Here is a 12,556-nt window from a genome sequence, read left to right on the forward strand (position 1 = left end):
AGTTTTTATGAAATATAAATTATTGTTAATTCCACTATTATTTATAGCACATAACAGCATGGCCGCGGTTTCTCTTGATAGAACAAGAGCGATAGTAGAAGGGAGCTCTAATCCAGTCATTATTAATATTGAGAATCAAAGTGATACTTTGCCCTATTTAGCTCAGGCTTGGATTGATGATAAAGATGGTAATAAATTAACAACAGGGCCGTTAATTGCAACACCATTGGTTCAACGTTTGGAACCAAACGTAAAAAGTATGATTCGAATCTCGACGACGGATGTATCTCAGTTACCGAAAGATAGAGAGTCTGTTTATTACTTTAATTTAAGAGAGATCCCGCCTAAAAGTGATAAACCGAATGTTATGCAGGTCGCATTACAGTCAAGAATTAAATTATTCTATCGTCCAGAGGCGATTTTAGATAAGGCAAAAACCAATTGGGCTTTAGATTTAGAATTACAATCTGTCAGTAATGGTTATGTGGTCAAAAATACATCACCTTTTTATTTGACCGTGATAGGCTTAGCCGGTGATAGAAATAAGTCAGAAAATGGCGCCTTTGATTCGTTTATGATCGAACCTTTTGGTTCTTATCAAGTCAAGACTGCTCATTTTCAAAAGCCTTATCTTACTTATATTAACGACTATGGCGGAAGGCCAACAGTTTCATTTAACTGTGATTCATCCGTCTGTAAAGCTGATAAACAATAAATTTCAGAGCTAACAAAGTGAGAGTGCAATGAAGTATTTTTATTTAGTGTTTTACACTTTATTTATTTCATTTAGTAGCATGGCCACTCAGTATGAGGAAAACAATTATTTTCCTTCGAATGATGTGACATCTGCAATGAAGATGAATGAATTAAGTGGAAAACTGAATTTTAAAATAAGTTTAATGTACTCTCCGTGTGTCATTTTAGCTAATGAATATGTTGGAAGTTTCTTTTTTATTGAGTTAGATAAATGCTTGTTTAATGATAATAATATAAAAATTCCATTACAGGCAAAAGCGAAAGTGTTTGAAGGTAATCAGCAAGTGATGGCATCTCAGAAGCTATTCTCAGGTAGAAATAATGTTTATCTACAGACTAAAAAAATTAAGGGTAGAGCAGTGATTATGGAGCTAGATTATGATTAAAAAAATACTGGTCATATTACTTAGCTTGATGGTATCTCCCGCTTTTGCCAGTGAATTGGTTATTAATTTTAATGGTAATTTAGTTGATAAAAAGTGTGAAATTAAACAATCAGATATAACAGTTCAATTCATACCTTATTCATTAGGCTATATTGAAATCGGTGGCAATATCTCGGATAAAAAATCATTTGCAATTGAATTTCAAAATTGTACGCCGACACTGATGAATAAGATTATAAAAATTTCATTAGACTCTACTAATGTATATAGGCGAAATGGCGTTGATTATTTGAAAACGCAAGGTGGAACCGGTCTCATTGTCGGCCTAGAAAGCATGAGTGGGGAGCCTATATCATTTAATCAACCTTTAGAAGTACAGGTTACTAATGATAGTAAAGCAGAATTAGTTTTAAATGCATTTTTAACTAAAGGTGATTTCGCTAAACCTGGCACTATTCATGGCACAGCAAGTGTTATGGTTAATTATAATTAATAAGAGGAAATAATATGATAAAGACAAGACAGTTACTCTTATTATTATTGTTTCTATCCAATTGGAGTCTTGCCGCTGATTTTAATAGCGGTCGTGCAGATGTCAGAATAAATATTAGTGCAACGATTGTTGCTCCGGTCTGTACCGTTTTAGGCAATAATAATCAATCCCCCTTGTTTGTGAACTTTGATAACATTGATTTTTCTGACGTAGAGAGTGGAACTGCTTATCAAGATATTCAACTTAAATATAACTGCGCTGGTAGTTCAGTACCCGCTAACAAAGTGATGAGCTTATATTTATATCCGACAAAATATGGCATTTATACACAGGTAGGTAATAATGTATTACGCACATCAAAGGAGGGATTAGGAATTTCGTTGACAAAAGAAAATACTAATCTTGATTTAAATAAGTGGATCCCTTTTGGGAGTAATGAGCTAGAAGGCTCATTTATTCTTCGTGCATCTTTAATTACACCTGATAAATCACTATTAACTGAAGGTAGCTTTGACAGTACGGTGGCTATTTTGATGAGTTATTTATAATCTGAATTAGGTCTTATGATGAAAAAATTTTTTTCTTTACTACCGGTCGTATTATTTGCTTTTTCAAATATTAGCTCCGCTGGAGACCCTGATGATTGGACTGTCATGGGATATAATGGCACTCAGTTTACCGCAAATACAACTTGGACAGGGGCTAATTTTAATGGTGTAAACTTAACGTTGAATGCCATTTTAAGTAGCTCTGGCGGGAGAATGACAGAATATGCTTGGGGGACTCGTGCCTGTGCTCCTTATGGTGGTTCTCCTAATTCAATTAACGTGCAGTATGTTATCGTACCAAATACAGTGAGATATGTTGATCCTGTAACGCGGAAGGCATTTGATTTTAGAATTGTTTTACCTCAATCTTTGGGATCAATTTCGGGATATCCTAATGCTCAATACGCAAAAATAGGTCAAAGTGCAGGTAATGTCGGGCGTGCAACGTGCAATTCAGTACCTTATACACCGATGGCTTTTAGTGGGCAAACGGCAGTAACTTTAATTAGTAATACAAATTTACCGATTAGAAGTACACCGCATATTATTCAAGTGGATACAACTTTGTTTGGGGTAAGGAATCCGGAGGTACCTAGTAAATGGTTAAGTTCTGTTGCGCTAATCCAGCCTAAAAACTCAGCAAGGTTAAACTTTTATGTCACGGTGGTGAATACGTGTCGAGTCGATAAAACTCAATTAGATTTTAATTTTGGTACATTACCTCAGTCATTAGCAGAAGGTAAAAATTTGACTAAAACAATAACGGTTAGTTGCACTCATCCAGGCAATATTAAAGTGACTTACCGACCATCAAAACCAATTGATAGTGCTAATCCAACTCGTACTAGTTTAGATTTAGGTAACACGTCATCGGGTTGGTATGGTGAGCTATCCGTGGATAATAAAAAACAGTTAATTACCACTTTACAAGGCATTACAAATAAAACATTAGATATTGGTATGACATTAGGAAAAAATAGGGCTAATGCATCGGTAGGTAATATGAGTGGTGGTGGTGTATTAATTTTTGAGTATATTTAATTTGAATTACGTTTGGCGATGGTGAAAATCAATGGATTGATTTTTACCATTTTTTATTGATATTAACACGCATAATGAGTCATTATACGTGTTAATATATGCTTTGTTTTATGATTCTCTTCATCTTCTGAGTTCACTATCACCATTTTTAATTCTCAAAATAATAAGCATCAATAATAATGAAATTAATCGTTTGATTTCCTATATCAACCTCGTAATCAATTAAATATTGATTGATTCTGTCTGTTCGATGAGTTCGTGAATATGCGCCATGACTGAGTTGATAGAAAAATACCACTCGTTTTATGCGTATTTTGTTTGTTGAAGTATTTTAGTTGTTCTCCTATGATGAACTATAATTTAAATAAAAGGATAAAGTTATTGAATATAAAATTAAAATAATTCAGTGTTTTCTCTATAGAATAGTGAGTTGAGGAACCGTGTTTCAAGTCATCTATAAACGTTTAATAAAATGATTAAAGGTATAAGATGTCCTCTATTTTAAATATTCGATTGTTTTGTTTTTTGGGATGCTGTTACTTATGATTAATGAATGAGTGAAGCTTTAGTGGCGAAATGTTAGAGAGCGAGGGTATGTATATGGAAACAGCCTTGAGCTTTGAAATCAGTGCTATGTCTAAAATAGATAATACATTAGAACATTTGCTAAAAAATACTGAAGAGCTAACGCCCTTATTCTATACAGTGAATACTGAGATAGGTAAAACTGAATGGCGAGATACCTATAATACGTGTTGTGAATTAAAGAACCTTACTCATGTAAATGTGGTTCCTCATATTGCGATTAATAATAAAGATGAATGTGAGTTATGTTTTATTATTGAAGAGTATTTGAAGAATGATATAACAGAATTGTTTGTCATTAGGGGGGATAGACACCGTTTTGATGAGGAACTCCCATTTAATTATGGCATAGAACTTATTGATTTTATTCGGAGGAGATACCCTGAAGTGATGATAAAATCCAGTATTTATCCTGATTATCACAAAGAGAGTATCACACCTGAAATAGAAATTGATTGGCTAAGAAAAAAATTGCAATTAGGCGTTACAGAGCTTATTAGTCAATTATGTTTGAATAAAAATGCATTTTCTTATATGAAAAAGCAATTGGGGAATGATATTCCTATCACAATATCAATGATGCCTATGCTTAACTTTAGTTTTATCGAATCGTTTTTTAAAAATAATGCGATCGATTATCCATTATGGATAAAGAAACACATAAGACCGAGTAATATTAATAACCATAGGGCATTTGGTATTCAGCTTACTCAATTTCTCATCGGAGAGTATATAAAAGAAAACAAGCGATTGCATTTTTTTACATTAAATAATGCAGAGATGGTCAAAAAGCTATTTGATAAATTGAGATGAATCATCTGAATATCACTGATAGATTGAACTATTTTTTCCAGCGAAATTAATATTGGTTTTATCTCGACAACAATAGGGGATGATAATCAGTTTTAATTTTATCCTTGTTAGGCTAATTCAGTATCAATGAGGGCATGATAATGTTAAAAGTCGATTACAATGCGTACCGTTCAATAAAAGGTTTTAATCGTAGAGTAAGGTTTTTAGTCATGCATTACACTGCTTTGAATTTTCAAGGTTCAGTTAATGCATTATCAGGAAATGCCGCTGTAAGTGCTCATTATTTAGTTCCCGACCCAACAGATAAAATGTATACAGATGCTGGGTTTAAGGAGATGAGAGTCTTTAATTTAGTTGATGAAAATGAAAGAGCTTGGCATGCAGGCGTGAGTGCATGGGCTGGTAGAACTAACTTGAACGATACTTCGATAGGTATTGAAATTGTCAATGAAGCTCAAGATAACAACGGGAATTTTCTTTTTCCGCCATATAATGAAGTGCAAATTGAAGCAATCAAACAATTAGCATTAAATATTATCGAACGTTACCCTGATATTATTCCTACCAATATTGTCGGACATGCGGATATTGCACCTGATGGGCGTAAAAGTGATCCCGGTGCAGCGTTTCCTTGGAAACAACTTTATGATGCAGGAATTGGGGCTTGGTATGATGAGGCGACTAAATCTTGTTATATGCAGGAATATAACGGGGGATTACCAGAAAAAGCAGAAATTTTAGAGAAGTTAAAACGCTATGGGTATGACGTTTCAAAAGCGAATACAGATAATGGCTATAAAATGTTAATTCGAGCTTTTCAGCTTCACTTTAGACCAGAAAACTATGATGGTATTGCGGATGTTGAGACGGTTGCGATCATTTATGCCTTAGTTGAAAAGTACTTCCCTTAATGTAATTGCGTTAGTTGAATAACAGGACTTTGCCTAATACTTCATTGAGTGTGATAGTGAACGTATTTATTTAAGAATGAAATGCATTGGTGTTCAATCCTATTTGGAGAGCAATGTAATAGGGGCGTTGCCAATGCATTTACTCCCAGTTGTATTATTAAATAAACAAATAATTATATGGTTAATGAATCAAATATATTGGTTTTTCCATGAATTTATTAAGGGCTGTGTCTAAGCACTCACAGCATCTTTTCTTGGCGAATAATAAAACCGGATGAAACCAGTTCTGTGCGGTTACTGACATTCGCCTTAGTAAAAATATTGCGTAAATGGGTTTTCACCGTAGACAGTGAGACCCCAAGTTGCAAAGCGATACGTTTATTGCTTGCGCCTTCTCGGACTAAGTGAATGATCTCTTGCTCCTTCGGGGTATAAGAAACCAGAGAATCAGGCAAAATGTCAAAAGTCATTAATTCAGCAATAGGTAAAATCGCGTTAAGCCGCATAACTTCTTGTTGTTGAAAGGGAGCATCCCGCAATACGGAGATCCCTGCGATGATCTTGTTTTTACGACGGATAAAAATCTCTGCCATATCTGTAATATTATTTGGCCTCATAAAGTCGTTATAAAACTCTTGGCTTTGTTGTTTCATGTCAGGTGCCATTCTGACTAATCGTAAATCATCACCTCGGAATTTATCGGGGTGTAACGGATCTAACTGATAAAAATGCTTTAAATAATCTTGATGCATACGTGAGCTAATACCATAGAGCACATGGTTATCAGGCTGCCAAAAATCATCCACCAAGTAATAAACGGATGCCGAAACAGGAATAATATGAGCAATTGTGTTCAAGCAACAGTTGATTAATGTTCGCTGGTGGTAGCACAAAGGGGGTGTCTTCATCATATTACCTTCCGTAGTGGGTCCAATCATTATCATGCAACTAATTTCTGTTAACATAAAATAAACATGTTAATAACGTGAGCTTGATTACAATATTTAAACTTCATCGGTGATAAGCCAACTCACTCAATTCGCCAATCTGTATCTTTCGTTACTACTTTATTAACATATTAATAATCTAGGTGTCTGTTATTTGTTGATTTTTAATGTATTATTTGTTTTTTTTGCAATTTATCCGGTACTTTTCGCGGCTATCCCCTTTATTCCCTCCCCCTATGGGTATCGTCCTTTAGGACGATAGCGGCAAGATTATGCTTATTTCTATAGTGGCAATGCAGTCACTCTATTTTTACAAAAAATTCACAATCATGACTGTGTTCTGAGAAAGAGAGGGAAGCAAAATGAATATATCCTCAAAATTAACCTCACATATTGAAAAGGGGAAAGTAGGGTTTCCAACGACCCTAGCTAGCTCTGTGGGTGTAATTATGGCAAGCCCTGTCATCTTGACGGTGACAAGCGGTTTCGGGATCGGCGGTGATACTTTTGCGTTAGCCGTACTGCTGAGTTTTATCATGATGCAAGCTCAGTTGACGACATTCTCTGAAGCAGCGGCGATTTTGCCAACATCAGGTTCTGTCTATGATTATATTTCATGTGGTATGGGGCGTTTTTGGGCAATTACGGGGGCATTATCAGCCTATTTGATTGTGCATGTGTTTGCAGGAACGGCGGAGACAATTCTGTCGGGTATCATGGCATTGGTAAACTTTGAAAGTCTCAATACCGTGATGGAAACCAGTAATACTTCTTGGATGGTTGGGGTTGGCTTAGTGATCACATTCGGCCTACTCAATGCCTTTGGTATCGAAGCTTTCAGTAAAGTGGAAGTGGTGCTCACGTTTGCGATGTGGAGTACTTTAGTCATATTTGGTATTGCCGGATTATTAATGCCATTCCATGCATCAGCTGAAGGCTGGTTTGGTCTTGGATTAAATATTTCAGACCCAACACTCGTGTTAAGCTTTGTGGGGATGGCGATGTTTATGTTTGTCGGTTGTGAATTGGTCACACCGATGGCCCCTGAAATTAAAAATTCAGCAAAAGTTATTCCTCGCGCCATGGCAACGGGGCTGTGTGGTGTTGCTTTTTGTATGTTCTTATTTGGTGCTTCAATGACACACCAAGTTGAAAACATCATTGTTGATCCCGCGAACAATGTTAGCTTGTTAGAAACACCAATGGCGATCCCTGCTTTCGCGGGGCAAGTGTTTGGGGATATTGGTAAATATTGGATTGGTATTGCGCTGTTATTAGCGGGTGGTGCAACGATTAACACATTGATGGCGGCGGTGCCACGGATCCTTTATGGTATGGCTCTTGATGGCGCATTACCTCGCATCTTTGCTTACCTGCATCCACGTTTTAAAACACCAGTATTTGGTATTTTTGTGGCGGTAATGATCCCTTGCCTACATACTTTCGCGATCCAAGGTGATTTAGACCGGATCATTCCATTAGTTTTAGCGGCAGTATGTTCTTGGGGAACGGCGTATTTGTTGGTGACTATCTCGGTTATTCTATTACGTATTCGTCGTCCTGATTTACATCGCGCTTATCGTTCACCGTTTTTCCCGCTTCCACAAATTATTTCTAGTGTCGGCATTATCTTGGCGATTATTTATATTACGCCGCCGGGAATGAATAAGTCTGATGTCTACATTCCTTTTATTATTATGTTAAGTCTGACAGCAAGTTACGCTTTAATTTGGACTGTCTTTGTGCAGAAAGTAAATCCATTTAAACCTGTTCCAGTTGAGCAAGTGCTATCAAGCACCTTTACTGAGGAAGAGTTGAAGGGGGTGAAAATTGAGCCACTACGCAACCTTGCCTAAGGGCAACATTTGGCAGCGTTTAAATAAAAAACGGTTGCCAGCAGGTTATCAACAAGGGTTAACCTTGAATAGGGTAGAGCGTGATATTTTACCGTATCAATGTGAATGGGGAGCTCCAGGGGAGCTCCTAATACACCCGCAGGCGTCATTGACTATTCGAGTGACTGAACGTGTTAAAACCTTATTTATGGCGTTTATTGTATTTAGCCGTTTTTCTGTGACAGGGCGCTGTGGTTCAGCTATCAATGCAAAAATTACGGTGAAAACCCGCGGGAGCTTAAAGCAAAAACATGTTCATTTCATCTCGAAGGATGAAGAAGGGCAAGCCGTCGTTAATTTATTGAAAGAGTACCCCATTATTGCTCAAACACTTGAAGAGTTAGACTTTAATTATTTTCACTTAGTGATCAAAGATGGGGTTTGGCATTGTGAAATAGAGCCTTTTACCGCTTCAGAGATGGTGTGTCGAATGCCAGCAATCCGCCGTTATTTACGTTTAACACCAGAACAAAGGCACCGCCTATTAAGTGCATTACAATTATTCCAGCAATTTATGGAAAAACATTATGATAATCATTGAGTTTGAAATGTTAATTTGATAGTAATGTTTGCTATTGAAACTCTTTCTCAATGGAAATGGACGTGAAATCGTTACCGTTATTAGGCTGTATCTTACTTTCATCGGCCGCTATGGCAGCCGTTCCAGATTGTATTCGCTTGGATGAATTATCTCCTTCTATTGAGGGGATTCATAATAGCGAAGGTCATAGCTGTTTGCTGGTTGAAATCTCAAATAAACAGTACATTCGCCAAGAGGGGGATGGTATTTCAGAAGCTGTGCTTTCAGGGAATGATAAGCAACCCATTCGCGTGTTAGTACAACATTTACCACAAACAGAGCCGCATTCTGTCTCTTATATTGTGCCCAAGCAGGGGCAATATTACCTCAATTTACAAGGTGCACCGGAGCAGCCTTGGCATCTCAAATTTAATTTAACTGACTATCAACCATTAGCGATTGAAGCGGAACATAAAATTGATAGCCCTAAATTACAAGCTTTACTTGATGCACATAAACAAGAGAAAACGACAGACGCTTTTTGGCGAGAGGTAAAAGCACAGGGAACCCCCTTAGTTGAAGAGTATAAAAAAGGACAAAAGAAGGTCACTTTTTTATGGCGTGGTGCAACCGCTAATGCTTATATTTTAGGTGCGCCTTCAGGGAATCATGAAACCATGGCCCATATCCCGAATACGGATATCTGGTATCGCACTTTTATCGTTCCGAAAGACACTTTGTCACAATATAAAATCGCCCCTGATGTGCCGAAAGTGACAGAAGGTGGGTTCGCGCAACGCAAAGCGATTTTGGCGACGGCACAAGCCGATCCATTCAATGCGCATGGGATCCCGTCATTTGCGACGGATCGCTATAATCGCTTTTCATTATTGTCATTAGCGCCAGAAAAACGTCAATGCGACTTTGCCAAGATTGAGGGGCACCAACGTAAAGGCCGCTTAGAATCATTTAATTTTCACAGTAACCTGTTAAATAATGATAGGCAGATTTATCTGTATCGCCCTGCGGTCGCAATGAGTAAGCCATCGGTGTTGGTATTATTAGATGGACAAACCTACTTGCATACTTACAAAATGGCTGACTTTTTTGATAAGTGGATGTCGGAGGGCGCAATACCACCAATGTATGTGGTGTTCCTTGATAGCATTAGCTCCGAGCGCCGTAACGTCGAGTTACCACCAAATCCTGATTTTCCGAAGATGCTGTCAAAAGAGCTGATGCCTGTCTTAGCAACAAAAGGCATCCAAGCACCTGCACAGTCAACCATTATTGCCGGATCGAGTTATGGAGGATTAGGCGCGACTTGGAACGCCCTCTCACATCCTGAATTATTCGGCAATGTACTCAGTATGTCAGGCTCTTATTGGTGGGCACCTAAAGGAAAAGAGCCTGAGTGGCTGATCCGCGAAATAGAGCAGATGTCGAAAAAACCATTGCGTTTTTACCTTGAAGCGGGGCTATTTGAGCAACGTGGTAGTTGGGGCGGTATCATTCAAAATCATTATCGATTATTGGATGTATTGAAGCATAAAGGTTATCAGGTGGAAGCGACTGAGCTACCAAGTGGACATGATTATGTCTCTTGGTGTGAAACGCTCTATACAGGAACTCGTTACTTAATGGCGGAACCACCGAAACAATAGTGTCATTTAATTGACCCAAAGAAAAACAATAATGGAAGCAGCCACCGTGTCGTTAGGCTGCTTTTTTTATTCTTAATGACAATGATCTTTTTTTCGACATAAAAGCGTCATGCAACTGTCATCTGACTCAATTAGCATGCCTGTCATTATTTGAAGCAATTACATATTTAATTTCTTTTTATTATTGGCAAGGAAATGGTTATGACAGGTCATTGCATGAAATCGATTTTAGCTGTTGCTGTAAGTACAATGATTTTTGGTAGTGCTATCCCTGTATATGCGGCAACGCCGACAGATGCGGTTTCACAAAATCGCGCAGCACAAGGTGATATCACTAAATTTGGCGGTGCTCGTCGCCTAGCACAAGAGCAAACCGATATTATGAAAGCGGCGCTCCATAATGGGCAGGCGAAAAACGTCATTCTGTTTATTGGTGATGGTATGGGCGACTCTGAAATTACGGTGGCACGTAATTATGCAGAAGGGGCAGGCGGTTTCTTTAAAGGTATCGACGCATTACCTATTACTGGTCAATATACTCACTACGCATTAGATAAAAAGACGAAAAAACCTGATTACGTAACAGATTCAGCCGCTTCAGCGACAGCTTGGTCTTCTGGCGTGAAAACCTATAACGGTGCTTTAGGTGTTGATGTGTTTGATAAAGACCATGAAACCTTACTTGAAATCGCTAAGCGCCATGGTAAAGCGACAGGTAACGTGACGACCTCTGAAATTCAAGATGCGACCCCAGCCGCGCAATTTTCCCATGTCACAGCGCGTAAATGTTATGGGCCAGAAGAAACCTCCGCAAAATGTGCGAGCAATGCCTTAGAGAATGGCGGTCGTGGTTCAATCACTGAGCAACTGCTGGTTACCCGTGCTGATGTTACATTAGGTGGTGGTGCGAAAAGCTTTAAACAAGTGGCGAAAGCCGGTGAGTACAAAGGTAAAACGCTAGAGGAGCAAGCAAAGGAGCGTGGTTTCAATATCGTGCGTGATGCGAAATCCTTAGATGCGGTTACTGTTGCAAACCAAGATAAACCTGTTTTAGGCCTATTCCATGATGGCAATATGGCGGTTGCTTGGGAAGGTCCTAAAGCAACGCATTATGGCAATATCAATAATCCACCGCTTGAGTGCAAACCGAACGCTAAGCTAGATCCAAATGCACCGACATTGGCTCAAATGACACAAAAAGCAATCGATCTGTTGCAAGTCAACCCGAATGGTTTCTTCTTGCAAGTTGAAAGTGCTTCGATTGATAAACAAGATCATATGGCTAATCCATGTGGCCAAATTGGTGAGACGGTAGCTTTGGATGAAGCCGTACAAGTTGGCTTAGAGTTTGCGAAAAAACACGGTGATACATTGGTGATTGTCACTGCTGACCACGCGCACTCCAGCCAAATTATCCCGGAAGGAACCAAGTCTACTGGGTTAACACAAGCATTGATCACAAAAGATGGTTCCGTCATGGTGGTTAACTACGGTAACTCTGAAGAAGAAGATTCACAAGAGCACACTGGCGCACAGTTACGCGTTGCAGCGTATGGCCCACATGCCGCTAACGTCATGGGGTTAACTGACCAAACCGATTTGTTCTTTACCATGCGCGATGCCATGGGATTGAAACAATAAACCAACCTGTAAGTGGAATCCTCTGCGATAGGAGATTGCGGAGGATTTTTTATTGCCCCCTCTTTTTAACCTCCCGCTATTTACGCTCTCTTACATTAACTTTTTTGCGTTAACTCAGCGATTCAGGTATAAAAAATGATTAGACGATTGAGCCTGCTTGATGTGTATTGTGGCATAGTGGGGAGAGTTTAATCGCTTATTCATACCATCCGCATTAAGGTTTATTGTTAACTTTTTGAATAATAATAAAAATAATGTATGATTGTATGATTTCACTTAATTCGGCAACGTTTTAAGTTATCTAATTAATTCATCCATCAAGCAAGAGTGAAAAAGGCGGTCTCCTTCCGTTTGAA

The 12,556-nt window shown here is 38.4% G+C and carries 12 protein-coding genes; 11 read left to right on the forward strand and 1 reads right to left on the reverse strand.

Features of this window, described 5'->3' with window-relative positions; translation table 11 throughout:
* The first annotated feature begins 7 nt into the window (after window positions 1–7).
* The 7 genes from PSF11_RS06435 to PSF11_RS06465 all read left to right on the forward strand — a co-directional run bounded on the left by PSF11_RS06435 (window position 8) and on the right by PSF11_RS06465 (window position 5,533).
* Window positions 8–715: a fimbrial biogenesis chaperone gene (locus tag PSF11_RS06435; protein WP_060560946.1), complete on the forward strand. Its 708-nt coding sequence runs from the start codon at window positions 8–10 to the stop codon at window positions 713–715.
* Window positions 716–743: 28 nt separating this feature from the next.
* A complete protein-coding gene (locus PSF11_RS06440; protein ID WP_014656844.1) occupies window positions 744–1,142 on the forward strand; it encodes a hypothetical protein in 399 nt (132 codons plus the stop codon).
* The gene (locus PSF11_RS06445) at window positions 1,135–1,635 is read left to right on the forward strand and encodes a fimbrial protein (RefSeq protein WP_004926555.1); all 501 of its coding nucleotides are present in this window, start codon (window positions 1,135–1,137) and stop codon (window positions 1,633–1,635) included. Before PSF11_RS06440 ends, PSF11_RS06445 begins: the two co-directional genes overlap by 8 nt.
* A 14-nt stretch (window positions 1,636–1,649) precedes the next feature.
* Window positions 1,650–2,183: a fimbrial protein gene (locus tag PSF11_RS06450; RefSeq protein ID WP_004926558.1), complete on the forward strand. Its 534-nt coding sequence runs from the start codon at window positions 1,650–1,652 to the stop codon at window positions 2,181–2,183.
* A gap of 15 nt (window positions 2,184–2,198) precedes the next feature.
* Window positions 2,199–3,224 (forward strand): PapG chaperone-binding domain-containing protein, encoded by a 1,026-nt coding sequence (locus PSF11_RS06455; protein WP_004926562.1) that lies wholly within the window; start codon window positions 2,199–2,201, stop codon window positions 3,222–3,224.
* Between the two features lie 600 nt (window positions 3,225–3,824).
* Entirely contained in the window at window positions 3,825–4,622 is a 798-nt protein-coding gene (locus PSF11_RS06460; protein WP_036941938.1) for a methylenetetrahydrofolate reductase, read from the forward strand.
* A gap of 140 nt (window positions 4,623–4,762) precedes the next feature.
* A complete protein-coding gene (locus PSF11_RS06465; protein ID WP_053110831.1) occupies window positions 4,763–5,533 on the forward strand; it encodes an N-acetylmuramoyl-L-alanine amidase in 771 nt (256 codons plus the stop codon).
* A 239-nt stretch (window positions 5,534–5,772) separates the two neighbouring features.
* Here PSF11_RS06465 and PSF11_RS06470 read toward each other — a convergent pair whose 3' ends face one another.
* Entirely contained in the window at window positions 5,773–6,444 is a 672-nt protein-coding gene (locus tag PSF11_RS06470; protein WP_014656840.1) for a LuxR C-terminal-related transcriptional regulator, read from the reverse strand.
* 398 nt (window positions 6,445–6,842) lie between these two features.
* Here PSF11_RS06470 and PSF11_RS06475 point away from each other — a divergent pair, with 398 nt between their 5' ends.
* The 4 genes from PSF11_RS06475 to phoA all read left to right on the forward strand — a co-directional run bounded on the left by PSF11_RS06475 (window position 6,843) and on the right by phoA (window position 12,200).
* Window positions 6,843–8,336, forward strand: coding sequence for an APC family permease (locus tag PSF11_RS06475; protein ID WP_004926576.1), 1,494 nt, complete (start codon window positions 6,843–6,845; stop codon window positions 8,334–8,336).
* On the forward strand, window positions 8,311–8,916 hold the full coding sequence (locus tag PSF11_RS06480; protein WP_225829618.1) for a DUF3156 family protein: 606 nt from the start codon (window positions 8,311–8,313) through the stop codon (window positions 8,914–8,916). Before PSF11_RS06475 ends, PSF11_RS06480 begins: the two co-directional genes overlap by 26 nt.
* A gap of 56 nt (window positions 8,917–8,972) precedes the next feature.
* Window positions 8,973–10,559 (forward strand): alpha/beta hydrolase-fold protein, encoded by a 1,587-nt coding sequence (locus PSF11_RS06485; protein WP_223854867.1) that lies wholly within the window; start codon window positions 8,973–8,975, stop codon window positions 10,557–10,559.
* A gap of 201 nt (window positions 10,560–10,760) precedes the next feature.
* Window positions 10,761–12,200, forward strand: a complete 1,440-nt coding sequence (phoA, locus tag PSF11_RS06490; RefSeq protein WP_014656836.1) for an alkaline phosphatase — start codon at window positions 10,761–10,763, stop codon at window positions 12,198–12,200.
* Window positions 12,201–12,556: the final 356 nt, after the last annotated feature.

The sequence above is a fragment of the Providencia sp. PROV119 genome (genome assembly GCF_028482435.1).
Lineage (GTDB): Bacteria > Pseudomonadota > Gammaproteobacteria > Enterobacterales > Enterobacteriaceae > Providencia > Providencia stuartii.

Excerpts from the sequence above, each read along its gene's own strand:
- PSF11_RS06435 (WP_060560946.1), top strand. The coding sequence starts at position 8 with ATGAAATATAAATTATTGTTAATTCCACTATTATTTATAGCACATAAC.
- PSF11_RS06440 (WP_014656844.1), top strand. The coding sequence starts at position 744 with ATGAAGTATTTTTATTTAGTGTTTTACACTTTATTTATTTCATTTAGT.
- PSF11_RS06445 (WP_004926555.1), top strand. The coding sequence starts at position 1,135 with ATGATTAAAAAAATACTGGTCATATTACTTAGCTTGATGGTATCTCCC.
- PSF11_RS06450 (WP_004926558.1), top strand. The coding sequence starts at position 1,650 with ATGATAAAGACAAGACAGTTACTCTTATTATTATTGTTTCTATCCAAT.
- PSF11_RS06455 (WP_004926562.1), top strand. The coding sequence starts at position 2,199 with ATGATGAAAAAATTTTTTTCTTTACTACCGGTCGTATTATTTGCTTTT.
- PSF11_RS06460 (WP_036941938.1), top strand. The coding sequence starts at position 3,825 with ATGGAAACAGCCTTGAGCTTTGAAATCAGTGCTATGTCTAAAATAGAT.
- PSF11_RS06465 (WP_053110831.1), top strand. The coding sequence starts at position 4,763 with ATGTTAAAAGTCGATTACAATGCGTACCGTTCAATAAAAGGTTTTAAT.
- PSF11_RS06470 (WP_014656840.1), bottom strand. The coding sequence starts at position 6,444 with ATGATGAAGACACCCCCTTTGTGCTACCACCAGCGAACATTAATCAAC.
- PSF11_RS06475 (WP_004926576.1), top strand. The coding sequence starts at position 6,843 with ATGAATATATCCTCAAAATTAACCTCACATATTGAAAAGGGGAAAGTA.
- PSF11_RS06485 (WP_223854867.1), top strand. The coding sequence starts at position 8,973 with ATGGACGTGAAATCGTTACCGTTATTAGGCTGTATCTTACTTTCATCG.
- phoA (WP_014656836.1), top strand. The coding sequence starts at position 10,761 with ATGACAGGTCATTGCATGAAATCGATTTTAGCTGTTGCTGTAAGTACA.